The sequence below is a fragment of the Syntrophobotulus glycolicus DSM 8271 genome (assembly GCF_000190635.1).
Lineage (GTDB): Bacteria > Bacillota > Desulfitobacteriia > Desulfitobacteriales > Syntrophobotulaceae > Syntrophobotulus > Syntrophobotulus glycolicus.
Genome location: NC_015172.1, coordinates 788,616 through 815,146, shown reverse-complemented (window position 1 = coordinate 815,146; position 26,531 = coordinate 788,616). Strand labels below are relative to the sequence as shown.

Sequence of the window (26,531 nt, the reverse complement as noted above, 5' to 3'; positions counted from 1 at the left end):
AAGTCAGGGTTGATCAGCCTATCGCCCTAACCCACAAATCAACTGCGATCGGGGGATGTTTATGGTGTCCAAGATGACGTTATATCCTCTTACCAATGCTCAAAAATCCATTTGGCTGATTGAGAAGTTTCATCCTGCTACAACCTTTGTCAATCTCTCTTTTATTGTAGACCTCAAAGAATGTGTCGATTACCTTTTGTTAAATCAAGCGATCAATCTTGTCATTCAGAATAATGATGCGCTGCGCATACGTCTCGTGGAAAAGGGCAAAGAGCCTCAGCAGTATTTTGCCGAATATCTGGAGCAGCAATTTGAGTTTCTGGATTTTAACCATGCCAATGGCCGGGAAGAACGAAGTCGTTGGGAAAAGAAAAGAAGCCGTGAACAGTTTAAGTTATTGGATTCTGACCTCTATGACTTTGTGATGATCAGGACGAGCAGTCACGAAGGCGCTTTTTTCGGTAAGGTTCATCACATCGTGACTGATGCCTGGAGTATAACGGATCTGGCTAGTCAAGTCCTGCAGAACTACTGTAAATTACGGGACAATGAAGAAGCCGGGTGTGCGAAAAGACCTTCTTATCGAGATTATATTCAGACTGAAATAAAATTTCATGGCTCGGAAAGATATCAAAAGCACAGAGCCTTTTGGACTGAATTATTTTCTGATTCCCCGGAATGCACGATTTTCAGTAATAAAGCCGTTTCCAATCCTACGGCTGCTGAACGGAAAACCTTTATTTTGCCGGGGGACCTGACCTCTATGGTAAAAGAATTCAGCAGTGCGGAAAACGTCTCCCCCTTTTGTATTTTTTATTCCATCTTAGCAATCATGATTTGGAAATTGACTTCTACGAAAGATCTCGTTATCGGGACTCCCGTCCTTAACCGCAGCGGGATAAAAGAAAAGAATACGATGGGGATGTTCATCAGTACGATTCCTTTTCGTATCGAATTGAAGAATGATCTTGATTTTCTATCTTTGGTTAAAAAGGTTATCCAAAGATGGGGAACATTGCTAAGACATCAAAAATACCCTTTGGAACAGATATTGAAAGATCTTCGTGAAGCCCATGTCATACAGGATAAGCTATTTGATCTTTCATTATCTTTTCAGAATGCTAAATTAGACGTCTGCAATATTAATTATGATCAAAAATGGCTATTCAATGGGGCGCAGCTTGATTCCCTGACGCTCCACATCAGTGACCGTGAAGACAGCGGAAACTACACGATGGACTATGATTATTTAACCGGTGTCTTCTCGGAACCTGATATTCACCGGCTGCATGAATACTTTGTGACGCTTCTTCGTCATGCTATGGACAATCCGCATTTGCCGCTTTCAGATGTCAGGATGTTGTCTTCCGCGCAGGAAGCTGATTTGCTCTGGAAATTTAACGCTACCCAACAGGACTACCCGAGGGAAGAAACCATCGTCACTCTATTTGAAAAGCAAGTGCGGTTAACCCCTGAAAAAATCGCGGTGATTTTTGAGAATAGGGCGGTAACTTACTTGGAACTGGACCGGCGGTCCAATCAACTGGCCGGGGCATTACGGGCCCAGGGAGTAGAAAAAGGCGCGATCATTGGTCTGGTCATGGAGCGATCTGTTGAGATGCTTGTCGCTATCCTGGCTGTTTTGAAGGCCGGAGGGGCCTACGTGCCGGTTGATCCGGTTTATCCGCCGGATAGAATCAATTACATGCTGGAGAATAGTCATTGCCAGCTGGTATTGACCTATACCAGCAATAATCCTGACCTGATCTTGAACTCGCCTGTCTTTAACCTTCACGGCCAGGAACTATTCAAAGAAGACATAGCGAAGCTGGATGATGGACCGGAGCCGGCTGATCTGGCCTATATCATTTATACCTCCGGCTCAACCGGGACGCCCAAAGGGGTAATGATCGAACACCGGAGTTTAAACAATCTGATCCATTCTTTTGCAAGAGCAATAAACTGTTCCGATGGGACGGTTTTAGCGATTACTTCATTTTCGTTTGATATTTTCTTTGTCGAAACAATTTTGCCCCTGGTCAAAGGAATGCGTATTATCCTGGCGAACCGGCAAGAAGCTGCTGTTCCTTATTTGCTGCTTAATCTCATCACAACATACCAAGTTGATTTTCTGCAGACAACCCCTTCCCTTATGAAATTAATCCTTCATGACCCAAATGCAAATAAGCTGGGTTCTCTGACAACAATTGTTCTTGGCGGAGAGTGTTTTCCGGAACACCTGTTAAGCGAACTGAAAAAAGTCACGCAGGCCCAAATCTTCAACGGTTACGGACCAACGGAAACGACGATTTATGTGACTGTGAAATACCTCAATGAACAGGAATCCATCAGCATTGGCAGACCTATAGGCAATACCCAAATCTACATTTTGGACGAAAGTCTGAAACCCGTTCCGATCGGAGTAACGGGAGAAATTTTTATCAGCGGCGACGGGGTGGCACGGGGATATCTCAACAACGAGGAATTAACCGGAGAAAGGTTCATTGCGCATCCTTTTATTCCCGGCCGTAAAATGTATAAGACGGGGGATCTGGCCCGCTGGCTGAACAATGGCGAAATCGAATACCTGGGCCGCAACGATCGTCAAGTGAAAATAAGAGGGCTGAGGATTGAGCTGGGGGAAATCGAAAGTGCCTTGCAACAGCATGAAAAGGTGAAAGAAGCCATTGTCTTATGCAACGAAGACCGTCATCATAAAAAGTCCCTTTACGCCTACGTCACCAAACATGGTCAAAATTGCCCGTCAAGCTCTGATTTAAAGGAGCATTTGGCAAAGTCTCTTCCCACTTATATGATTCCGGCGCATTTTCTTATCCTTGACCGCTTTCCCCTGAATTCAAACGGAAAGCTTGATCGAAAAGCGTTGCCCGAACCGGATCTTGCAATCGAACCCAAGCCTGCCTATGTTCCCCCGCGGAATGAATTGGAATGGAAACTGGCCTTTCTCTGGCAGGAGGCGCTGAAAATAACGCAAGTGGGAATCGACGATGATTTTTTGGCGCTGGGCGGCGATTCCCTGTCCGTATTAGAGGTCCTATCCGGCCTTTATCCAAATGATTGGGGGTTTTCCGCCCAGGATTTCTATGATTTCCCAACGATCCGAAAGCTTTCAGAAAAAATGACAGGTTATCCTTCTGCTCCTGTATTTGGACAGATAACCGAGCAAATATTTCCCAAACCGTCGGGCTTTGAATCGAACTTGTCCGCTAGGAACACTGGGAATATTCTCTTGACAGGGGCAACCGGGTTTTTAGGAATGCATATCCTCTATGAGCTGCTTTCTACGACCGGCGAGACCATTTACTGCTTAATTCGCGGTGAAGAATCGGAGAAGAAACTGTATCGGCTGCTGGATTATTACTTTCCGGCTTTCTCTCGGAAACGCTTGCCTGGCAAACTCATCGTCGTCTATGGGGATGTTGGCCTTGAGAACTTTGGGCTCTCGGGGAAGGCCTATAGTGATTTGATCAAAAACATTGACAGAGTGATTCATTCGGCGGCATTGGTGAATCACTACGGTGATTATGATTCCTATTTTCGAGTCAATGTAAAAGGAACTGAGGAGGTGATGAAATTTTGCTTGAATCACGCCAAGAAGCTGAACCACATCTCGACAATCAGTGTGGCTGGCAACTATAGGAATTATGATCATCTAAACCAAAAGTTTACCGAATGGGACTTTTATATCGGGCAGGATTATCAAGCCAATGTTTATGTCAGGTCTAAATTTGAGGCGGAAAATCTCATTTTAAAAGCTGCTGAAAATGGACTGAATGCCACTATTTTTCGGGTAGGGGTATTGACTGGGAGACATACTGACGGTCAGTTCCAGATAAACATCCAACAAAATGCCTTTTACCGGCACTTAAAAGCCATTTTCTTATTGGAATCCGTACCGGAGGATTATCTTAAAAAGTCTTTGGAATTTACCCCGGTAGATTATTGTGCGAAAGCTATCGTGAAATTGCAGGCAATTAAGGAGGCTGTCCCGGTTTATCATCTCTTTAATCACCGAATGATTGGGGTAAATCAAATGCTTCAATTCTTAAAAACCAGCGGAATCAAGATCAAGGTTTTGCCGCGCAGCTCGTTTGCTGATCTGTTAACATCTTTTTCTGTGACTAGCCATGGCAAGGAGATTCTGAGCGGTATTATTTCTACGCTCAATGCTGGCGGCACGATTGGCTTTGATTCTAACCTGGAGATTGATTCGTCCGCAACTCTGCAGTATTTATGTCAGGTTGGTTTCCAATGGCCTGATATTGATAAAGAATATATCTTAAAGGTTATCAATCACATGGAAGCTGCGGGATTTCTGCAAAAACACTTCCTTCGCAGCATCTCAGAAACGCAATAACGGGAAGGGTATAACCTAATCTCATATCACCTCAAATAACAATCCGGCTCAGGCAAGCATTCAGGTTATCATGCGGACCCATTCAAAGGGTTTGGAAGTACACACGGCCACCTGACACCTAGCCTGTAAATCCACGGATCTGATATGCTAAGTTTCATGGGTTTTCTGATTTTCCATGGTATCTTCCAATACTGAGAAGGTCTCTACGCCCAAAGAAAGTCCTATACCAACAGCTTTAATGTAGCTTTCTTTTCGAGTCCATATTTTAAATTTGTACAAGAATAGTTCGTATCAGCATCTCTGAATATAAACTGCGCACTTGATCTGTAAGGATATAGTAGGTTGTGTTGAAAAATAGCCAAATCCTTAAAAGGCTGTCAAAGCTAATCGGATATTAATCCATTGTAATACTGCTTGCGCTTGGTTATTTTCACTTTTGCGAGAATTAGGAGGTAGCTTTTTTGCAAGATAATTGGGCCATGATCGAACAAATGATGCTACAGTTAATACATGACTATTTCCCAACTCAAGAACTTAAAAAGTATATGTCAGAATTCGTTAGATACAAAATGGAAGGTCACTTTCCTTTCGGTCAGCTTGTTATTTTGCATTATCAGATGTTTGATGGTCAGTCAACAGATATTTTTCGAGCCGCAGCTGCGGTGGAGCTAATGATTCTTTCACTGGATATATTTGACGATTTGCAGGATAATGACAATTTTTCTGTACCCTGGAATAATATTGATCATGCAATAGTTATGAACATAGCTACGGGTCTATTAATGCTAAGTACAAAAAGTCTAGAACATACTTCATTTGAACCAAATAAAAAAGCAATGGGGACCAATTACCTCAATTCGTGTGTAATAAAAGCAATTAATGGACAACATATTGATCTTTTGAATTTGATTGAATCTGAGAAGGATTATATTGAAATGGTAAGATCAAAGTCAGGCTCTCTCATGGCTTCTGCATGTCTCGTAGGAACGGCTTTAGCAAGTGAAAATCATCATGATGTTGTGAACAAATATGCAGAGCATTTAGGAATTATCGCTCAAATTAAAAACGATATCAATGATATCTTTCGATTGGACCCCAAAAATGATCTGCTTAATAAAAGAAAAACTCTCCTTACTTTGTATTTGCTAAATTTACAACAACCCCAGTATCAGTTTGTCAGGGACTATTTTGACGGAAAGACTATAAAAAAAGAATTACTAAACGATCGTGCAGAACTTGAAGAGATAATTAGGAAATCAGGTGTTCTTGAATATGCTCAAATCATTATTAGGATAAATCAGCTTCAGGCGATTGAGCTGATCGATAAAATGAGTGTCCAAAAAGAATGGAAAAATAAATTATTACACTACTTTTAAATAGTTGCGGTTTACCGCAAAATAATTGCGGTAAGCTGCATTATATTTACGGTGTTAAAACGTAAATTTTGTGTTATTATTTGGATAAATTTACAAAGGGGGAAAAAGTATTGTTACAAAAGGTCGTTGAATATCTAGTACAAAATCCTGATGAAAAAGAAAAATTAATTGAGGGTAAACTAAACTTAATCGGCTTAACGAAAGTAGAACAAAAGGCAGTCCTGGATGTTCTCCAAAGTCCAGATGTTATCTCACCATTATTGTATTGGTAAATAAATGATTTCACGAAGAGTCAGGATAGCTCCTGACTCTTTTTTAGGAAGGAATTTTACAATGGGAGACTTGAAAAGGGTTTTTGCGTTCTCAGCTTCTGCAATGATACTATTTTCGCTTTACTACTTGCTGTCGGTAATAATAAATATCCCATATATTGGGATATGTGTCAAAAAGAATCAAACAGGTATATGGCAGATAACTAATGTGGATAAACTAGGATGGGCAGAACAGCATGGCATCAAAACTGGAGATATTGTTTCATTAATTGATGAAATCCAACCAAGTAATTATCCAACCGTATTACAGTATAATGCTATTGAACGAGCAAAAACATTAGTTATAAGTAAAAACCATGAATCTATGGTATTTAATGTGTCAAATAATATGACTCCTAAGCAAGTTCAGTATGATATAGTAATACCATTATTTTTGTTTGGTATATTGTCCTCCTTTTCTTTTTTCCTGTATCTTAAAAAAGGTAATGATGAATCCTCACGTATACTTATTCTTTTTTTCCTTACTATTGGATTAAGTTATATTAGTGCTGGAGCATCCTCAAGAATGGACATTGTGGGAATATCCATCAATAGGATTACATTCTCATTAATACCCCTTTTATTTGTGGAATTTTTAATTGCTTATTTTAAAAGATATGGATTCATTTTATATAATAGAAAATATTTGTATATATTTTACATAGGTAATGGGTTGCTTTTTAGTATTAACTTGTTTTTTCAAATCTTCGGTTTATATTTATTAGATATTAGGTATTGTTTCCTTGCTAACTTTATAATAGAGACGTTCCTTTGTCTTCACATCTTAACAACCCGTTACATTCGTTATAGGAATACTATACATGGATCGGTTTTTGCCATCATTATTGTCGGTGTAATACTTGCTTTTTTTCCATTTATCTTCTTAGTTGGTCTCCCGAGCCTTGTTTTTGGTATAGAACTTATACCTGGAGCTTTAGGGGCAGTTTTTATAGTTTTTATTCCCATTGTATTTTTCTATTTAATCACTGCAAACAGTCTATTCGATATTGACTTTATCATTAATCGGATACGGTATTATTGCATTATAAGCCTCATACCCACTTCAGGTTACCTTTGGTTCTTATTCTACCTTGCCAAGAGATTTACGTTTGTCCAGAGAGTTCAGGTTGGTATTGTAACTTATATTGGAATTATAGCCTTTCTTTATGCCAAAGAAGAACTTGATTTGAGCCTTCGTTCTAAACTATTTAGAGAAAAATTTAACTTTCAAGCGAGTTTAAATCGATTTTCTCAGAATATTACTAAGGTAATGAAAGTATCCGATTTAGAAGAACAATTAATAACGGAAGTAAGAGAAGTTTTATCCGTCAAATCTATTTCCTTATTGGAACTGGATTTAACGGACTCGGACTACTCATTATTAATAAAAACAGGAACTCAGGATGTGCCAAAACTAACTATCCTTGAATGGTTAGAAAACAATGTCCACTTAATTTCGGTAGGAGATTTGATAGATATAGACAATGGGGTCTTACTAACAGTCAGTCAAGAGAAGAACAAATATCACTTTCTATGGATTAGAGGAAAAATAAATAGAACCCATTATAACCAAGACGAAAGGGTATGGCTTAAAACCATCTCTTTTTATGTTAGCGTTGTTTATGAAAACCTACATATGATTGAGGGTTTAATCGATAAATTAGAGGAGGCGGTCAGCCAAAAAGACACTGCACGTCCTTGGGTTTCCCGCCTTCTCTTTAGCTTATCGGAAAAGGAAAGACGCCGACTTGCATCAGACCTGCACGATTCTGTACTTCAAGAGCAAATATTGTGGTATCGCAAACTACAAATAATATCGTCGGATGATCGATTACCTATAGATCTAAGGGAAGAATTAAATAAGATCGCCGAAGGGCTGCTTGATGTAACCCATGAAATTCGGATCACGTGCAATGATCTATTTCCATCTTTACTAAATGAGTCAAGGATCGTAGATGCGATAAGGAATTTAATCGCTGATGCTCAGTTGCGAACGGATTATGTTGTGAATTTCAATGCCACGGATTTTAGCTTGGATTTAGATTATGAACATATACTGGCTATTTATCGAATTGTACAAGAGCTCCTGGCAAATGCAGCAAAACATTCAAAAGCAACAGAAATTAATATTACATTAGATAATAGTAATGGTCTATTAGCGTTAAATTACCACGATAACGGTATTGGTATGGATCTCCAATCCATGGAATTCACATCTAATCATATGGGCTTATCCGGAATCAAAGAGCGAGTTTCGAGCCTTGGAGGCGAGACACGTATTTATTCAACTTTAGGTGAAAGCTTTGAAGTTTCAATATGGATGGATCTTGACACGAATTTCGTGGCAACAGAACAAGTGATTTAGAGAGGAAAGATAAAGATGATTCACATATTATTAGTCGATGATCATCCTTCTGTCGGTGAAGGTACCAAAAGCATGATTGAACAAGAAGATATGAAAGTAACGATTGTCACTTCAAGTTCGGAAGCCCTAGCGATATTGAAAAGTCAGACTTTTGATGTGCTGATGTTTGATTTGAACTTGCCCGAGATCAATGGATTAGAATTAACTCGTAGAGTTACTGAAATCGATTCGAATACGCCCATAATCATTTATACAGGATATGAGATTACACCTTACTTTAATATATTAGTAGAAGCACAAGCCTCAGGATTTATCAGTAAGACTGCTTCCAGAGAGCAACTTGTCACTGCGATTCGATGTGCTTTGCGTGGTGAAACGGTTATCCCCGTATCCCTGTTACGTCAACTAAGGCGTCAAGATTTACAGATTAAAGCATCGGGAAATAACGAAAAAGGAGTATCGTTCGATGAAAAGGAGCTATCGATTCTTAAAGAAGTTGCCAGAGGTAAGAGCAATAAGGAAATTGCGGATTATTTGTTAATAAGTCAGCGTGTTGTTGAATATAATTTGACTAGGATTTTTGGGAAATTGAATGTTCGCTCAAGATCAGAAGCGATATTTGAAGCTAGAAGACTGGGGGTTATTCCAAATGAGGACCTGATATAGATTACGAAAAAATATTCAAGAGCCGCGAGGCTCTTTTTAAATGCAGCGCTTACATATACGATTGTAGTTTACCGCAAAAATAATTGTGGTATCCTGCAACATTTTTTCGGTGCAAAAGTATTTTGATTATAGTAAAATAATTATTAGATATAAGGTTTAATATCCCAAATGAGGTCTAAATTGGTGGAAATCTATTTGCATAAACATCCAAAAAAGTTTAATTTAGAAACTGATATGTGAAATCTTTATCTCTACTATTGTATTTAAATGCTACCGCATTTAAATAAAGACGCCCCCAGATCATCTATACCGGCAAAGTACCAAATGATCTGAAAGCGTTTGCCCCTACACAAAATTGTAGGTGTTTTTATAGTACACCTGCTGGGGATATTTGTGAAGGGAGATTTAGAAGAAGGAGGAAATTTTTTCAAAATTCTTTTGGCAAATTAGCAATTCTATAAAAACAAGAGAAAAACCAAGGAAAATCAAATCTATGTAGGGAGGAAAAAAATGAATAAAATGAAAAAAATAGGTCTTACCGTATTTGCAGCATTGGCAATTTCTTTAATGGGACAAGTTGCTTTTGCAGGTACTCTTGCACAGGAAGCTATCAAATATAATTTTAAGTTGCCAGCCACTGGTTCTCTTAACACTGGAGTTGTAGTTAAGACTAATACTGACAGCTATGCGGAGAACTACGTTTCATATTTAGGTTGGGCCGGTTCAGGCATAGATTTTTGGATGACTCACAATGGATCAAGAGTTTCTGAAATAGCAAATTTTGCAGGAACTGGTAATACAAGAGCTGACTATATTGTATCAGAAACCACTCTGAAAAATCAATCGATTGGTGCTACAATGAAAACAGATTCCTCGACATGGCATGCGTGTAATGTAGAAGGAAAGATTTATCCATAAGATATATTGTGAATATAATAGCATCAATACAGCTCTAGCAAACTTAGGCATAAATGAATTATGTATTGATATAGGTTAATAGTGGCTCAACTTGCTTTGGTTGCTAGTTGAGTCATTATTATAATTATTAACTAAAGATTGTAACATCAGCTTAGATAAGCAATGAGCTGTCCCCGATAAAATAGACAGGCAAAACTGTGACTTCCGATTAATTCATTGAATTCCTTACCTTCTTGGGGCTCTGCCGCAAGCCTATCTTCATCTTCTTGACGTTTAATTTTTGACCTATTGCACTCATGCATAAAATACCCTCGAAACCTTAAGAACTTGGCACATCTTCTCCATCCGGAACTTGAAGCCATTCATCAATGAACTGGAAATCTTACTTCCGGTAGTTTATGAAGATACCGTTGCCTTTTTAGAATGGCATCTTCCTCTCCGAGGGAACAGCGTTTTATTTGACGAATTTCTTCGTCGGAAGGTTACAGTTTTCTACTACCCGGTGCATCTTTTAAATCTCTTCGATATTGATTTACCCATCGATATAGGGTTTGCTCAGATATCCCACGTCAGCAGAAGCACTAGGGACACTTCGCCCCCTTTTCTACAATCATTTTGACTATTTACAACTTAAATTCTTGATTATACCGTTTACCCTTGTCACTAAAAATGGACACCTCCAAAAAAATATTATCTCAGTTTCTTGTCCATCAAACCAGAGACGGTTCACTAATTATATAAGCAAGCTATGAAGGGATAGGTTTTAACGTGAAACATTATATTAAAAACGAAATGAAAAGAGCTTTATTTGGGAAAAATGCTCTGATTTCTTTTTTGATTGCATTAGTAGCATTAATTATACCATTATTAGTGTTTATCAATTTTCCTCATTATGGGATTAAAGAATCAAAAGAACATTTTGATGCAATTGATGTTTTTACAAGAATAAGGAGTACTTCACCGGCTGCATTTCTCGTTGTAATATTTCCCTTATTAGCAACAATTATCCATTCAGATTCATACCTATTAGAAAAAGAAACTGGATTTGCAAAGTTTATATATTCAAGAATGTCCATAAAAAAATATGTTTGGATAAAATTTATAGTAAATGCCCTTTCTAGTGCATTAGTAGGAAGTGCAGCAAGTTTTATGATGCTTATATTTTTGATTTCTACATATGGAATTGGAAATAGAATATCTAATATAGTAACAGTAGGGGGACCGTTTAGTAGTTTATTTTATTCAAATAAATTAGGATATGGTCTTATATGTATTTTAATTACTGGTTTATGTTATATGGTTATTGCAGCATTAGCAATGGGGCTTTCAGCTTGGATAAAAAATAGATATTTAGTTTTAATAATTCCGTTTTTTTATTATATGCTTTGTGGGACATTGGTAGAAATATTGGGAATAAATAGAGTTTTTAATTTTAATTTGGCACAAGTTTATGCTTTAAATCGAATAGTAAGTACATCTCATGTATTTATTTATCTAATATTATTAATGATATTGGGGTTTGGCTTATTTTATTCAGGAGTGATAGTAAAAAATGAAAAGAATTTGTAATTATCTACAATTCAAAATTTCAACAACCAAACTATTTATATTTTCTGCTTTATTAGTTATTTATCAATTCTCTTTGCTATTAAACTTAATTTCTAGTAGTCATAAATATAATATTTATGACTTTATTATTAATAATTTTTCATATCTATCATTGTTCTATAGTATAGATTTGTTTTTTCTGGTTATTATATACAATATTTTTGATAAAAAAAATTTTTATAATTACTTAAATACTAGATTTAGTTCAAAGCAAGAAGTTTATAGAGCAAATGTATTATCTGCATTTGTTTTTTCTATAGGAATTGTTGTTTTTATAAATATTATATGTATCATAATGGGAAGTTTTATGAGCTTTGTTAACTCATGGAGTCCATATTTCTTTTATACAATGACCGGTAAAGTGAATTTGTCGTATGATAACGAAGTTATTAAGCTGATCACACAAGAAATAACTCCTATATTACTTGTATTGATAACTAGTTTTCTTACTATGTTATACCTGTTTTTCATATCTATGTTTTTTATTGTATGTAATATTATTTTCAAGAAAAGGGCAGTCTCTTTTGCATTAGTAATTATATTAAATGCTTTAAGCATGGCCTTTGATGCTGGAAATCTATCAAGGTTTTCATTCACCAATAATATTTATATAATGAACTCTAGAGTAAATGAAGTTACTAATGGTACTTATATAATATCAAAACTAGCTTATTGGTTCATCTTAATCGTATTAATATATATCATAGGAAATAAATTAACAAAGAAGAAAGATTGTAGTTATGGGGAATAGTTATGAAAAGATATTTAAGGATCATAAAAAATAACTTGCGCTCAGTTTTTTCAATAGGTAGTTTATGTTGCACAGTTATTATTTTTATTTATATATTTGTAGTAAAATTTAATTCCATCAGTGATGGTCATAGTTTTAGTGAAATTATTAATATAATATTTCGTGGGCCATCTAATAATGATAACCTTATTGAAGTATTTACATGGGGGCTTTATCAATTCTTTTTAATCTATATAATCGGTAATTTCTTTTTCAAAGAACTTGATAGAAGAAGCATTTATACGTTACCAAGGCTCGGAAATAAAATATATTGGCATATCTGCTTACAAATTACTTCTTTTTCAGTTTGCATTATATATTTTATTTTTGGAACTTCTATTATGTTTATATGTGCTAGCGTAATTAATATAAACTTTAATTTAAATGGAATAAGTGAAATTTTTAAAATTATTGGGTTACTATCACTCTCAAGTTATTACTTGATAACTTTATATATTTTTATTAGTTTAGTTAGCAGAAAACACAATCAATCATTTTTAGTTCTAATAATGACACTTTTTTTATCGATTACACTTGGAGATATTCTTAAAATTGATAAATACCTTCCTTTCAATCAAGGAATACTGTCAAAACATATAATTTCTAATTTCAGTTATCAATGGTCATTCCTATTTTTAGCCCTTATAATAATTGTAAATTTAATTTTTATCAATAGAATTATAGTTAAAAGAGATTTATTTCAAATACTACATTAATTAAATATTGGAGGTAAATAAATATGGAGAATATAAAAGTTGTAGAAATTTCCAACTTAACAAAAGATATAAAAGGCACAAAGGTACTTAATAACGTTAGTTTAGGTCTTGAAAGTGGTAAGGCATATGGAATAGTTGGTAGAAATGGCTCTGGTAAGAGTATGCTTTTTAAAGCTGTTTGTGGCTTAATTAACATAACTGAAGGTGAAATAAAGGTATTTGATAAGCCTATTAAGAATGGCAGCTTCCCTGATAGCACAGGCATAATCATTGAAAACCCAGGGTTCCTACTTCAATATTCTGCTTTCAAAAACTTAAAGATACTAGCTAGTATAAATAATACAATAAGCGATGAAAAAATAAATGAAACCATTGCTTTAGTTGGATTAGATCCTAACAATAAAAAACCAGTAAGAAAATACTCTTTAGGTATGAAACAAAGATTAGGTATTGCACAAGCGCTTATGGAAGAACCTAAACTATTAATACTTGATGAACCAATGAATGGTCTTGACTCAGAAGGTGTAAAGAAAATTAGAGAACTTCTTTTAGAACTTAAATCTAAATCTGTTACAATTCTATTAGCAAGTCATAACAGTGAAGATATAAACGAGATATGTGATTATGTATATAGTATGGAAAATGGAGTTTTGAGTAAAAGCGTATAACCAGTTATCTAGGTTTCGTATACCGTGTTACCGGCCTATATAATGAACCCCAGAGGCGAAAGCTGAGCCTTGAGGATTACTTTATTAAGACAAACTTCTATGATTTATTGCCACTTGTAACTTAAATAGCGGAAGATCTTAGGTTTGGCTGGGATGAGCTTGCGACTTCTGCCGGCCCGCGAACCAAAATAAGGGCTTTCCTTGGCCGGGTATATCATGGCGTAAAGTATCCTCATTCCATCAAGATTGACAGACTTTAGTCGCCTCAAGATAGACAAGCGGAAATGCGGCTCTTAATCCTTTCCGCCGGCCAACAGAAAAACCATTTTTCTCAATAAACCGGGTATATTCCTCCGGTGTCCACTTCGAGTAAGTTTCAAACCCGATGAGTTTCAGTATTTTGGCGTTCAGATTCCAGGTGGAGTTTTTTAGGTGCCCATGTGCAAAGGTCGGTGCGATCAGTAATCCACCAGGTTTCAGTACCCTGCGGATACTCCCCAGCGCCGCTTCAGGGTCCGGCATAATATGCAACGCATTGGAAATGATGACCGCATCAAACGAGTCATGCGCAAAGGATAAGGCTGTAGCATCTTCGATAGAAAATTTCACATTTGACGGAACAATTTTCTTTTTTGCGGTTTCAATCATCTTAGGGGAAAAGTCCGTCGCCTCAACTTGCCGGACAAATTTGGCTATGCCAAGCGCGATTAAACCGGTTCCGGTGGCGACCTCCAAAACCCGCATATCAGCTTTCAGCACTTCCGACATCAAATTGTACATTTCTTCGTATGCCGCTTTATTAAACCGGTTAATCTGGAAATCATACAGCCCGGAATACCGGTCCCAAAATTTTTTGTTGTCGCGCATAGTCAGTTACTCCCTTAACCTGAAATCTGGCGCAGTTCATCTTCGATACTTAGGGATTGCTGAACAGATTAAAACTTGATCAATCAAGCAAGTCTGAACAGTCTGAAATACCCTTCGATGAAATTGAGTATAAGAATCCGGAGTCTCTGCTCCATGTTCATGACCAGCAGCCGCATAGCGATGATTTTTATTAAACCAACGGGAATCCATCAAAAATGCCTATGCATTCTTACAATTCACCAAAAATAAATGATGAGCAAAACTGAACAAAAGGTGCGATAACCAGCGCTCCAATTAGTGAAAAACTTATCTGCTTTTTGTCCCTATATAACAGTGCGATTGATAAAAACAGAATAATCAATTCTGTATAATAAGAAACATTGATATACCAGATCCCGAAAGAAAAAGCCTGATCAAAAAAGATACTTAGGATTATTGCCGAGCAAAGAATGGAAAATATTCCCTCCCCTTTGGAATACCAAGTAAAAAAGGCTGCCACAGGAGTAATTAATGTAATGATACCCCAATAAAGCATAGTTGTCCTCGGGAAGAATCCAGATACTGTTTATTGTAATGTAATAATACCCGATTAACATACCTGTGAAAAAACCAAATACATTTATACTCGCTCTCCCTGCTCGTTTACTGTAAACAGCAATAATCAGAGCGAGAAATGCCCATCCCGATAAGCTTGACAGTACATTTCTTAACGATATTTCTTCAAGTATTCTTTGCCATAAAATCTCATCATTTATCGATATGTTATCAATGATTTTTGCAAATATCCCTAAGGCAATTCCAAGAATTAAAATCAATAAAGTGTTTACTATCTCAGAATTAAGATTTTTTTTGGCGTTACTTTTCCTGCATTGATTTAAAAACTCTTTCAATTCTCACATTCCTCTAAAAACAGATTACCTGCGCAAATTTTGAAAATAAAATTCATTTCTGTCTTTGGACACAAAAAATACTTCATCTATATCCTAAAGAAGAGCTGCCGACTTCAACCACTCAAGATCATCCGGTCCGGCTGACTATATCATTAAATCATAAGATAGTATTATTTCTCCCAGTTGATATAATTTTTCTCAAAGGTTTTATAAACGATTGTCCTGCCGTCTGGTGAAATGATCATTCCTGCCTGACGGGGTAAAGCCTTGTCCCTGATAATATAGGAATTGGCGGCTACATCATAAACGCACAATTGTACCGTTCCCTCAGTCGTCTTTTCCCACGCTTCCCAATCGATTGGCTTCTCAGTTGTTGCCGTAATGACCCAATGACTTTGAAATTTGATATCAGATGTATTTTGAAAATCCAGAAAAATTATTTTATTCCTGGTATAATCGATCACCCCAAAAGTATTCAGAGGGCCGCGGTCATCATCTAAATACGCAAATCCGCAATACTCATCGGAGTCTCGGCTGGGGCCAACAAAAAACCGCTCCCCAAGATAGGTTTTTGTTGTCGTTTCGTTTTTAATATTATATGTAATGACAGCACTGCCCTGACGCTCCTTAAAATGATCAAAGGCTCCCAGGATGATGTTGTTGTCATCGATCCAGCAGGCACTATACACTCCCGTTAAAGGCAGCTCCACTGCCTTTTGCAGATTCAAATCAGTTAATGTACATTTTTTTGTATGATTGTCCACGAGAACAACTTTTCCGGTTCGGGGATTGGCAATGACATCACAGGATTCATATTGTTTGTATTTCTGTTTCCAATCTTCAAATAGAGTCTTATTTTTAACCTGATTTTTTTCTACTGACACTAGAGCGGTACTGTCCACCATTGAAAAGCTATCGCTATTTTGAATAAATACATTTTGAAAACCGCCCTCGGATGGATAGAGTTTATCCGCTTTATTCGTTTTAAGGTTATAGCAATAGACCCACGGATCCGTATAATCCATATTGGTAACCAAATAAAGAAACCGATCATTGTCCAGGAAACATATAGGATTCCAAATCACTCCCTGGATACCATTAAATTCTTTCGTTATGTAATTGAAAGATTGATCCTTAAGTTCGGGAATACTTTTGTTCTCCAAAATAAATTCGTTGCTAAATGTTCGGATCGCCGCCTGATTAACAGTTTGATCAGTTGAAACCTGTTGTTCGACAGGAGTGCTATTACAACCCGAATAGAATAATAATGCAATGAGTATAAACAGAATAAGCACTCTTCTCAATCACTTCACCAGCCTCTCCATTATTTTTCATATTTATTTTAGCCATATCGAAGATAGGTATAAGTGTATGATCCGTCAGTTACACACACTTGGCTTTTAGTGGAACGATTTTTATTTCTATAACAATAGAACAAATTAAAGGAGGATTTTGTGACATGATTTGGTTACTTTGAAAATTTTTTTCTAAAAAACAAATTTAGGATGAGCTTATAGACTTCCTTTAATCACAGACAGTAAAAACCGGACAAGATTTGAACATTATATTTTACTTTTGATAGGGTTTGCTACTTTTAGCGATATCCAAAACCCTCTCTTTGTTTAAAGTTGAGGATATCATGTACATATAATTATTATCGTACCAATATTAATAAGAATATTATGCCATATATTCAGGCATTCTGAAATGGCCTTTGATCGGGTTGCAGTGTGAGGGATTACAATCAAGCCAGCTGTCTCTTTGCCAGATCGGCGAAAACCCCTTTATTGTCCATTTTGAATTGCTGCTTGACGGCATTAAGAATCACTCCGGCTAAGTGTTCTCCGCCATTGAGTCAAATGTGGCTATCCTCGCAAAAATACTTTAGTATCCCCAATCATCTATTTTCCAATTGCCTGTCTTATCCTCTCTGATAAGTATCCAATTCCAGTCCTTATACGTTGAATTCGGATTTAAACTGGCATCCGCACCAGTACCAACATCAAAGTTTGAGAACAAAACAATCACATTTTCCTCTTTAACTCCATTGACCGAACCTCTTCCAAAAATCATATAAGTTCCAATTTCAGAATCCGATTCTCCTTCGTCATACCATATTTTTTTGAGATTGCACCCCTTAAAATCTTCTTTAAAATTTACAATTACACAGTCTACTGCTGCTTGTATTTCTTCTTGGCTGAACTTTGTGGATTTTCCAATATCAATACTGGGATTACCTTTAGCGTTTAGGTTCAATAAAAAATAACCGAAAACCACCAAACATCCTACACAAGCTATTGGTATGAATTTCTTCATCAGGGTTTCCTCCTGTTTGTCTTACTTTCCGGCTTTGTTGCGGCTCCTATCGCTTAATCGTTCTTACTTCCGAAGAATCCCCTTCTCCGGCTCCTCAGCCTATCCGCAGAAATTTACAGCCCTTTCTCCTTTTCCTTTGACAATAATCTATCCAAATAGATGGATTTAAACTGTTTACTGGCCAGCATCTGCTTGAACGGCGGCAATTTAAGAATAACGCCAAGGACTGCCGCCATCGCACGATGATTGGCAAAGGCCCGGTTATCAAATACGAGATTTTGAAGGGTTCCTTTTTCGATGGCCTGCAGGACAAACCGATGGGTACTATTCACCGGTGTGATGACTTGAATCTCTCTGCGCACAAATTCAACGGCATTTTTCGGACAACTGCGCACGCATACCCCACAACCAAGACATACCTCATGATCTACTTGAACTGCCGTCCTACCCTCTTTGTTGTCTGGCCTGGAAATTGCCAAGACCGGACATACCTCTGCACATTTCCCGCACCCTACGCATTCTTGGGAAATCTTAGGGATGTAATTTGTCGTGGCCACCGGCTGCATTGGGCTAAATTTTCTTGCCGCCTGCAAGGCTTCACAGCAACAACCGCAGCAATTGCAAATAAATGCCGGGTCTTCACGGACATTTTCGCCAATTTGCACCAGATTGGCTGCGTAAGAGCGTTCCAATACTTCCATTGCCTCTTTTTTATCAATTAATCTGGCGTGCTGCCCATGTTCCGCGAGAGAACGGGCAACATCTCCAAGGGTGAGGCAAACATCCAAGGGGGCATTTATTTCACAGGGGTGGCCCGCATGGTACATCTTATGCCTGCAATAACAAGTTCCAAGGCCGATATGCGTTGCTTCCGCAATGATATGGCTTGCTCTTTCATAATCCAGAATATGAATGGTGTTATCATTCGTCAAAACCGGCTCCTGCACATAAACCCGCCCCAGACGGGTCTCTGTGGCGAAAAATAGATCCTTAACAAAATCTTCTTCGACATTCATATATTGATAATACAATTCACTTAAATATTTCTGATCAATGTCGCCTCTTGTCCGCATCAGGGCAAATTCAATAAACCCTGCCATCGGCGGCGGCATGACAAATTGACGGACCCCGTTATAAAAGGAATCCACGAGCAGCGCCTTCTCACAAAGCTGCTCTAAAAAAGCTTCCGCTTTCCCTTCACTGGTCTTCCAGATTTTTGCCGCTTTTTGGGCGGTAAACGGGCGGACCGGCAAACGCGCGACCCATTTGGCTTCCGTTTCTGTATAGAGAACTTGCAAAATATGATACAGGCTCTCCGATGGCGGCGCCCCCTGGGTAAACCAATTGATTCTTTCTTCTAAATTCTTATAGGCGTCTTTGCTTGTAATATGTCCCATGGATTCACCGTCCTTATATTACGTTCAAATTGGGGGTTTCCCGTTTATCTCGCAGACAGCAGGCGCGGCTGAAAAAGAGAAATGTGTTTTTTCAACATTCCTCTTTTTTGTTTGCAATTTTTTGTTTTCAAGGCTGGATATCTTTACAAAATATAAACATTGGTCTTGCAAACTATGGGTAAGGAGTAATAAAGAGGACAGAAAAAAACCAACTGTCTATTCTAAATCGCTAATATTCATTTTGGCAAGCTCTTTTTGGCGCTTTATTTTTTTACGGTCAACAAAAAACATTACAAATAGAACGATTGTGGAAATATTAGAAATCGCTAAAACCAAAATGGTGTTTGGAATGTCAATATTTGTGGTAATCGTACTCTTTTGAATTAGTGTCCCGTTTTGATATTTCTCCATCGTTCTTGGCCCTGAATAGAAATTATTTATCATCGATATGATTTCTATGTCAATAATCATCGAATTGAATAAGGAAATTAAAGGAAATATGAGCCCCAACAATATGTGCTTTTTTGTAAGAAGTTTTTGCAAGAATACAATTCCAACAAATATTGCCAAAAGGATAAGGCTAGATAACATGATAACTATAGAGCTCATATCAACATTCCTCTTTATGTTTTTTATACTCGGAAATTAGAACCTTCGCAGCGTCAAAATCAAATTTTCCATTTACAGCTAATCGTTTGATGAATGATAGATATGGTTCGTTTGCTGAATTTCTTTACGAACGAGACGTCTTCGTCATCTAAATTTAGCATCCACTCTGGGATAACTTCAATTGGCAATACGTAAACCCCTTCCATATTTAACTATATTAAGCATGCACTTTAATAATGTAATAGTCAATATTAAATTATAATACTGAATCCCCCCGTCAGCCTGAGATACATGACTTCCCGCATCGGCTCCGGCAGCAGGTGCAATTCTTTGAATAAGGTCATCTTCCCGTCCCGCAGGATCAGCTGTTCCTCCGGCGAATGCCCTGGGGCCGGAATCTCCGGGGAAAGCTCCGTGACCTGAGCCTTGCTGCCCTGGGCAAGGGTCTGGTACCAGAGATGTTTGGCGATCTGACAAAGCCAGACATAGATTTTGCAGGCCCCATCATAGCGGTTCAGAGACTTAAAAGCGCGGTAAAAGGTCTCCTGCACCAGTTCTTCGGCGGTTTGTTCGTGATGGCAAAGACTGAATATGTATTTATAGACCTGCCGCGCATATTCCTGATACAGCCTCTCCATATCCGGCATCCGTTCACCTCCTCAAACCATATATCCATAAAAGGGAGAATTCGTTACAATTCTCACTAGGCTCCCCCCGGATAAATAGGACGTTTTTCTATAAATCGTTGCCCCAATCCGGGCAACCCATGATCGGCTGTTTGCACCTTGCAATGTCAAGACCCTTTCTGAATTTAGATTCATCAAAGGTCTTTTTTGCTATTGACATAATGAAACATTAACCCCTTGGAAATCCCGGATTCTTTGGCAATTACGTTTGTTGACGCCTCATCAAATCCTCTTTCGGCAAATTCTTTAAATGCCGCATTTAATATCGCATTCCGTCTCAGGTCAATAATATTACATATCATTTTACCTATCAGATCAATATATTTGGCTTTCACCATCAAAAGCTCGTCCACATATTCTGTAACGACAGTCACGAACGAAAGGACGGACGAACAGAATGAGTAATCCAACCCCCGAACGCACCCCGCTGGTCATTGCGGCTGAAAGAAGCGGTGAACGATTCCCGGCAAACCACCGACAGCCTGATGCGGCTCTGCGAAGCGTATGGACCGGAGTTCCCCGGCGCCGCCGCCAGTCCAAATTCGTCACCGGTGACGAATTTGACCTACACCCAGGCCCTTCAGGAAAATGACGGGCCCCCAAAGAGCCGGAGGCAAAAATCAGCGCGATGACCAAATTAATAAAGCCGAAGGCCGCTTCAATGCCTCCGACTCTGCCGACACATAACCTGAAAACCGAACTTGATCGTCTCTTGTCTGATCGCGGTGTTTGATTAATGAACATGAGAGGGATAGCCGTCCATATTTCCGCCCTCATCTTAATTTTTCGACTAAAGCGCTGAAAGAAATTGCTTCACTTGCTGAAAAGAAATCCGCTCCTGCTCCAGCCGGACACCCTTGCCCCACGTATTGTCCTGCAGTGAACAGAGCAGCCGGTGCTCTTCCGGAGTCAACCGGGTCAACTGTCCCCCGAAAGGCTGGTCTTCCACGCTCCAAAGCTGGCGCTGCCTGAACAAGGTGCTTTCGTCCATGAGCATCGAACAGGTCTGCGGCAGAAAGCTTCGGACCTGGTCCAGCATGGCAAACCCATGGGTATCGAGATCACCCCAATAATAAATGTTCTTCTCTTTTAACCAGGCGACCTCTTTCAAGATATCCACACTGTAACCCAGCCCGAAGATCACCAGACTGGTCCCTGTATCAGGAAAGCATAACCCGTTGATCTCATTCTCGGTAATAAAGACCCGCTCTGCCGCAGGACTCCAATTTTTCAATTGCTCCACCGGAATGGTCAGATCGGAAAGACCCTGAAGATATTGCGCCTGATCCAGCAGCCGCATTCTTACCTGGACCGGCTTGGCCCGCAATCCGAATCGCTGCTCGAAGGACAAGGCACTGCTGTCAATCGTCTCCTCCGGCAAAATAATCGTCAACAGTTCCGTTAAAATCCCTTTGCGATGTTCAATAAATTTGGTGTCAACCCCGGGAATATCCAGCTGGCGCAGGTATAGCCCGCAACGGGGATGAGCGAAAAACCATCGCAAAACCGCCAGTATTCCGTTCCAGTCATCTCCGGAGGCCAGAACTTTATGGGGGTACCTTCCGGCCCATTCCCGTAAAGGAGGCCAGTCCGCCGCCACTGTCCCGGCAATCTCCAGGAATTTATCCGCTTCCCGTTCCTTTTTCAGCAGGCGCAGGGCATCCCGCACTGTCGGAATAACGGCATGGGTCGGCAGAAGATTCCGGCCGGACTGGCGATGCGCCATTTCCTTTTCGATCAGTTCATAGCCAAAACCAATCCCTTGTCTGCTCTGATCTCTGAGCCGTTTAATCCAATGGGAAATCTCAGCAAAGTTTGCATTGACCTCGTTACTTTTCGGTCGTTTCAGCGGCAAACGGAGCGGAAACAAATCATCCGCTGTCAGCAGCGCCCGCAGAATCCTGCCGGAGTCCCATCTCCGCCTTAATTCCTCCCGGATCCACTGCGGCTCAGACCACCTGGTGCACATAGCGCGCCGCCTCCCGGGCCTTCCGCTCCCGCTCGTATTCCTCAATGGAGATATTGCGCAGCATGGACCGATGCTGGATATCGTCATGGTGCACAAAACCCACATGGGCGATAAACTGGGCGATGGTCGGGATCTTCAGGAGCGGCGTGACAATCAGCAGCTGCAAATCCAGCTTTTTAAACAGCTCCAGCCCGAACCGCGCCGACTCATCCGAGCTTTTCAGAAAAGCCTCGTCAATGACGACAAAGCGAAAGGATTGAGGCCGGGCATCCTGACCTTCCAGGCCGAAATGGTAGACCAGGCCGGCCGCGAGAATCGTATACGCCAGTTTTTCCTTCTGGCCGCCCGATTTTCCCCCGGAATCCGTATAATGCTCGTATTCTTCACCGGTTTCGCGCCATCTTTCCGAAGCGGCAAATAAGAACCAGTTGCGCACGTCAATCACCTTCTTGGTCCAGCGGGCATCACTTTCCGTCTCGCCCGGCCTGCCCCGGAAACGCTCAATAAGGGCTTTTACCTGCAAAAACTTCGTCTCCGCGTATTGTTCGTCTCCGGAGCCGGTCAGGGCCCCTTCCGTGCAGGCTTTGAGCTGCACCCGAAAATCCTTAATCTCGTTATCATAGGTTTCATCATATTCCAGGCGGATGTACCGGCCTTCATTATAGTCAATGGCGCTTAAGGAACCGTTGATCTGCTCAATCCGGCTTTTGATGGTGTCCTGCTCCTGTTTTAATTTGGCCTGGAACAGGGCAATCTGGTTGATGGTATTCTCATGCAGCAATTGTTTAAACCGCTTTGCAAAACGGGGCAGCCCATCGCTTTCCAGCTGTGCCAGCATGCGGGCATAGTCGGGGAGGCTTTCCATGCTCGGGTCGGTTTCCCGCGTTTCCTCGGGATACTGGTTGTTATATTCCGACATGGCTTTGATGATTCTGCCTCTCAGCTGATTGAGCTCCCTTGCCAGTGTGCCGCGTTCTTCCTCGATCCAATCCCGGTAGTCCCGTTCCAGGGTCGTCAGGTTTTCCAAGGTCGGTTTTTTATTTTTTAACGCACTTCCTCTGTGCTTTTCTAAAAAAGGATATTCCGCTTCCCGCATGGCCGGCCCGGCTTCCCCGGCGGTTGCGGCGGCGCGCTCCCTGTCCCGGCTGAAACGCGCCAAACCGGTTTGTAACGTTATTTCGCGGGTAAATGCCCCGTCATACACTGCTTTTTGCGTATTCTTTATTTCCTCCAGCTCGGCCAGCCGGCGCTGCAGCCCCTGCAGCACATCGCTTCCCTCTTCCAGTTTCCTTCGTCTCTCTTCTTTCGCGCGAATTTCTTCTTCCCTGGAGCGGGTATCGATATCGGCAAAAGCGGTGATTCCTTCCAGTCCGGCGACGGCGTTCAGGCGCCGCTGGCTTTCCGCCTGCTTTTGCTTAATCTCCTCAATTTCATCCCGGTAAAACCGGATTTCCTCTTGCAGCTCCCGTTCGTTGGCCGCCAGCGCCTCAATTTTTTTCCGGTTGGAAAACCCCAAAATGTAACGGCGCCGGTCGTCGATGGCATAGCGGTCGTCTTTTTCATGCCGGTTGCCGTTGGACTTGATTTGGCCGGCTTGGGTAACGGCCAGGGTTTCGCGGCTGAATTGCTCCCTGCTCGCGCAGCACACGTGGGCGAAGCGCTGGCGGAGCTCCCTGGTCAGCCAAAGGCCGAAGGGCGTGCTCGGTTTGATCTTCAGCTTCTCCGATACGGCCGAAGGATGAGGCCGGCCGGAAACGGACGGCCGGGCTTCGGGCCGGACCCGGTAATAGACCAGCCGCATCCCCAGCGACGTCCGGTCCACCCACTGCTGAACAGCCGGATAATGCTCTTCCGATACCAGCAGCGAAAGGCCGAAATTATGTAAGAGCCGCTCGATCGCGCCCTCCCAGGCCGCTTCTTCTTCCCGGACTTCCAATAATTCGCCGGCAAAGGGCAGTTCCTCTTCCTTAATCCCCAGGTTCCGGCAGAGCTGCTTCCGTTTCTCAACGTATTCCCGGGGAATACTCGTCTTACGGGAGCGGAGCGATTCCAATTCGTCCGCCACTTTCCGCGCTTCTTTCCCCGCCCTGTCCTCTTCCGCGGCGGCCGTCCGAAAATCCTCGTGCAGACGGCCCTGCAGGCTTTCTTCGGCGGATTTCAATCCCGGCAATTGGGCCCGGTTGTCCAGGAATATGCCGGGGGTGTCCGCCGCCGGTAAGTTCAGCTTTTCGGCGTGGACCATATAAACGGCCCGATCCTTGCGGGTGTGCTGGAGAATCTCCCGCAGGCTGTTGATTTCCGTTTTCAGGGCTTCCAGCGCCTCGCCGCCATTGGCGTAAATCGCCCGCCGGATCTCCTCAATATTCTTTTCGATTTCCTTTTGCTTTGCTTCCGCCTGTTCCCGCTCCCCTACGGCCAGACGCAGCTCCTGCTCCAGCCCGGTGATTTCGGCGCTCAGCAAAGCCTCCGCTTTCTCCGCGAACCAGGGACTGAGGGCGCGAAGCGCCTTTTCCAGCAGGCTTTGCCGGCCGGCCAGCTGCCCGCAGCGTTCCCCCTGTTCCACCACTGGACTCAGGAGTTCAATCTGCCGCTTGGCTTTCAGGACGGCCTCATGGGCACTGTTCAGATCCTGAAAATGATTTTTCAGCTTCTCGACTTCCTGCTCCGTATGGGGAATCTGCAGCATATTGACCCGTACAAATTCCGTAAGCGCTTCTACCTTTTTCATGGAAATGGTCTGCTGGAACAAATCCAAAGCCCGTTCCTGCTCGATCCCGAATTTACCGCGGAAGACTTCCGCATAGCGGGTATAATCCTCAAATATCCGGACACCGCTGTTTTTCAGGCGTTTTTTCAGCACCCGGACGTCCTTCTCAAACTTGGAAAAGTCCCGGGAAATCGACATTTCCTGATCGGCCACAGCATAAAAACGGGCCGGCGGTTTCTGGGCGTCCTGATACCAGAAAAACTGCGCCAGGGTGACAGACTGGGACAGCCCGGGGTCCTGAAAGGTGGCCAGCAGGACGGAATAATGATGGATATCCCGCAGGGAATCTGGCTGTCTGGTCCCTTCGGCGCTTCTTTTCTGCCCAAAGTAACCCCGGACGTAGGACGTAACTGAACGTTCCTTGGCGCTGGCATCGGCCGCTTTATTATAGGCGACCTTCCGCGGCGAGACCAGAAGGGTTGTCAGCGCATCGACCAGGGTAGACTTGCCCGAGCCCACATCACCGGTCAAGAGCGCTGTTTCCCCCCCGGGGGAAAACGTCCAGACTTTCCCGTCAAACGTCCCCCAATTGAACACTTCCAGCTTGGCCAGCCGGAAACCGGGCGTCGCTCCAAAAAGCATCCCCGGCTCTTCCCGCTCCAGGTTAAACAAACTCATTCCTGTTCCTCCCCTTCCCCTGTCTCCGCGCCGCCGGCATAAACCCGGTACAGGTCCAGGCGCTCGTTCAGATGCTGCAGCCACTGCCCGTTGACAAAGCCGCGCAGGATACGCTGCACTTCGAAGCTCTCTTCACTGCCCCGCAAGCGGCGTAAGAAACCCATTTTTTCGATCCGGTCAATATGCCTGTCAATGTCCGCCACCATTTTGGCTTCATTGGTTGTATCCTTCAGGAACAAACGCATCCGCTCGGCAATCTGCCGCCGGGTGACGATGAGCCGCTGGTCCCCTGTGCTTGAATCAAACTCCAGCAATTGCTTCCGGAGCAGAACCAGCAGCAGGCTGACCGGATAACTCAACGCATGGCGGGGCACCAGGCGGGGGATCTCCTCCTCGCCCTCCCCGTAAGAACGCTGTTTCAGATACCCGTAACCGTCCATCTCGTCGACCATCAGGGTGAGACCGATTTTGCTCACATAATCCTCAATCTGATATCTCCGGGCCAGGATCACTTCCCAGTGTTCCGGGTCCGTCTCCTTAAAGACAACGTTTTTCAACAGAGCGACCAGAGCCCTTGAACAGGCCAAATCATCGGAAATATTCATGCCTTGCCCTC

The 26,531-nt window shown here is 41.5% G+C and carries 22 protein-coding genes and 1 pseudogene; 10 read left to right on the top strand and 13 right to left on the bottom strand.

The genetic code is table 11. The features are described from left to right. The first annotated feature begins 61 nt into the window (after positions 1-61). Positions 62-4,378, top strand: coding sequence for a non-ribosomal peptide synthetase family protein (locus SGLY_RS04260; protein WP_013624062.1), 4,317 nt, complete (start codon positions 62-64; stop codon positions 4,376-4,378). A gap of 147 nt (positions 4,379-4,525) precedes the next feature. On the opposite strand, the gene SGLY_RS17400 is transcribed toward SGLY_RS04260, so the two are convergent. Next, positions 4,526-4,657, bottom strand: a complete 132-nt coding sequence (locus SGLY_RS17400) for a 4'-phosphopantetheinyl transferase superfamily protein (protein ID WP_083811178.1) — start codon at positions 4,655-4,657, stop codon at positions 4,526-4,528. A 182-nt stretch (positions 4,658-4,839) separates the two neighbouring features. On the opposite strand from SGLY_RS17400, the gene SGLY_RS04255 reads away from it, so the two are divergent. The 8 genes from SGLY_RS04255 to SGLY_RS04215 all read left to right on the top strand — a co-directional run bounded on the left by SGLY_RS04255 (position 4,840) and on the right by SGLY_RS04215 (position 13,796). Beyond that, the gene (locus tag SGLY_RS04255; RefSeq protein ID WP_013624061.1) at positions 4,840-5,754 is read left to right on the top strand and encodes a polyprenyl synthetase family protein; all 915 of its coding nucleotides are present in this window, start codon (positions 4,840-4,842) and stop codon (positions 5,752-5,754) included. 110 nt (positions 5,755-5,864) lie between these two features. Continuing rightward, positions 5,865-6,026 (top strand): competence pheromone ComX, encoded by a 162-nt coding sequence (comX, locus tag SGLY_RS04250; RefSeq protein WP_013624060.1) that lies wholly within the window; start codon positions 5,865-5,867, stop codon positions 6,024-6,026. A 61-nt stretch (positions 6,027-6,087) separates the two neighbouring features. Continuing rightward, positions 6,088-8,430, top strand: a complete 2,343-nt coding sequence (locus SGLY_RS04245; protein ID WP_013624059.1) for an ATP-binding protein — start codon at positions 6,088-6,090, stop codon at positions 8,428-8,430. Positions 8,431-8,445: 15 nt separating this feature from the next. Then, the gene (locus SGLY_RS04240) at positions 8,446-9,096 is read left to right on the top strand and encodes a response regulator transcription factor (RefSeq protein WP_013624058.1); all 651 of its coding nucleotides are present in this window, start codon (positions 8,446-8,448) and stop codon (positions 9,094-9,096) included. A gap of 510 nt (positions 9,097-9,606) precedes the next feature. Continuing rightward, entirely contained in the window at positions 9,607-10,014 is a 408-nt protein-coding gene (locus SGLY_RS04235; RefSeq protein WP_013624057.1) for a hypothetical protein, read from the top strand. Positions 10,015-10,782: 768 nt separating this feature from the next. Then, a complete protein-coding gene (locus tag SGLY_RS04230; RefSeq protein WP_013624055.1) occupies positions 10,783-11,583 on the top strand; it encodes a hypothetical protein in 801 nt (266 codons plus the stop codon). A 792-nt stretch (positions 11,584-12,375) separates the two neighbouring features. Further along, positions 12,376-13,128 (top strand): hypothetical protein, encoded by a 753-nt coding sequence (locus SGLY_RS04220; RefSeq protein ID WP_013624053.1) that lies wholly within the window; start codon positions 12,376-12,378, stop codon positions 13,126-13,128. A 23-nt stretch (positions 13,129-13,151) separates the two neighbouring features. After that, on the top strand, positions 13,152-13,796 hold the full coding sequence (locus tag SGLY_RS04215; protein WP_013624052.1) for an ABC transporter ATP-binding protein: 645 nt from the start codon (positions 13,152-13,154) through the stop codon (positions 13,794-13,796). Positions 13,797-14,036: 240 nt separating this feature from the next. Here the strand turns inward: SGLY_RS04215 and SGLY_RS04210 are convergent, their stop codons facing one another. From SGLY_RS04210 to SGLY_RS18315, 9 genes and pseudogenes are all read right to left on the bottom strand, one after another. Continuing rightward, a complete protein-coding gene (locus SGLY_RS04210; protein WP_013624051.1) occupies positions 14,037-14,663 on the bottom strand; it encodes a class I SAM-dependent methyltransferase in 627 nt (208 codons plus the stop codon). Positions 14,664-15,076: 413 nt separating this feature from the next. Continuing rightward, positions 15,077-15,553 (bottom strand): hypothetical protein, encoded by a 477-nt coding sequence (locus tag SGLY_RS04205; protein WP_013624050.1) that lies wholly within the window; start codon positions 15,551-15,553, stop codon positions 15,077-15,079. 170 nt (positions 15,554-15,723) lie between these two features. Beyond that, positions 15,724-16,437, bottom strand: a complete 714-nt coding sequence (locus SGLY_RS18325; protein WP_242822972.1) for a hypothetical protein — start codon at positions 16,435-16,437, stop codon at positions 15,724-15,726. A gap of 685 nt (positions 16,438-17,122) precedes the next feature. Further along, positions 17,123-17,209: pseudogene (locus SGLY_RS18605) on the bottom strand (hypothetical protein); the annotation flags it as partial. 228 nt (positions 17,210-17,437) lie between these two features. Continuing rightward, positions 17,438-17,869 carry a DUF4829 domain-containing protein gene (locus SGLY_RS17395; RefSeq protein ID WP_013624048.1) on the bottom strand — a complete coding sequence of 144 codons (432 nt, stop codon included), beginning with the start codon at positions 17,867-17,869 and terminating at the stop codon, positions 17,438-17,440. A 113-nt stretch (positions 17,870-17,982) separates the two neighbouring features. Continuing rightward, entirely contained in the window at positions 17,983-19,266 is a 1,284-nt protein-coding gene (locus tag SGLY_RS04190) for a 4Fe-4S dicluster domain-containing protein (RefSeq protein WP_013624047.1), read from the bottom strand. Positions 19,267-19,482: 216 nt separating this feature from the next. Continuing rightward, positions 19,483-19,875: a hypothetical protein gene (locus SGLY_RS04185; protein WP_013624046.1), complete on the bottom strand. Its 393-nt coding sequence runs from the start codon at positions 19,873-19,875 to the stop codon at positions 19,483-19,485. 251 nt (positions 19,876-20,126) lie between these two features. Continuing rightward, a complete protein-coding gene (locus SGLY_RS04180) occupies positions 20,127-20,522 on the bottom strand; it encodes an RNA polymerase sigma factor (protein WP_013624045.1) in 396 nt (131 codons plus the stop codon). Positions 20,523-20,695: 173 nt separating this feature from the next. Continuing rightward, positions 20,696-20,971 (bottom strand): TetR/AcrR family transcriptional regulator, encoded by a 276-nt coding sequence (locus tag SGLY_RS18315; protein WP_242822971.1) that lies wholly within the window; start codon positions 20,969-20,971, stop codon positions 20,696-20,698. Positions 20,972-21,046: 75 nt separating this feature from the next. On the opposite strand from SGLY_RS18315, the gene SGLY_RS18600 reads away from it, so the two are divergent. Then, positions 21,047-21,193 carry a hypothetical protein gene (locus SGLY_RS18600; RefSeq protein ID WP_427916609.1) on the top strand — a complete coding sequence of 49 codons (147 nt, stop codon included), beginning with the start codon at positions 21,047-21,049 and terminating at the stop codon, positions 21,191-21,193. A 158-nt stretch (positions 21,194-21,351) separates the two neighbouring features. On the opposite strand, the gene SGLY_RS04165 is transcribed toward SGLY_RS18600, so the two are convergent. Genes SGLY_RS04165 through SGLY_RS04155 form a run of 3 tightly spaced genes read right to left on the bottom strand, consistent with a single transcriptional unit; the run spans position 21,352 to position 26,520 of the window. Next, on the bottom strand, positions 21,352-22,530 hold the full coding sequence (locus SGLY_RS04165; protein WP_013624043.1) for a DUF3322 domain-containing protein: 1,179 nt from the start codon (positions 22,528-22,530) through the stop codon (positions 21,352-21,354). Then, positions 22,511-25,915, bottom strand: a complete 3,405-nt coding sequence (locus tag SGLY_RS04160) for an ATP-binding protein (RefSeq protein WP_013624042.1) — start codon at positions 25,913-25,915, stop codon at positions 22,511-22,513. Before SGLY_RS04160 ends, SGLY_RS04165 begins: the two co-directional genes overlap by 20 nt. After that, positions 25,912-26,520, bottom strand: coding sequence for a DUF4194 domain-containing protein (locus SGLY_RS04155; RefSeq protein ID WP_013624041.1), 609 nt, complete (start codon positions 26,518-26,520; stop codon positions 25,912-25,914). The genes SGLY_RS04160 and SGLY_RS04155 overlap by 4 nt, the downstream gene beginning before the upstream one ends. Positions 26,521-26,531 lie beyond the last annotated feature (11 nt).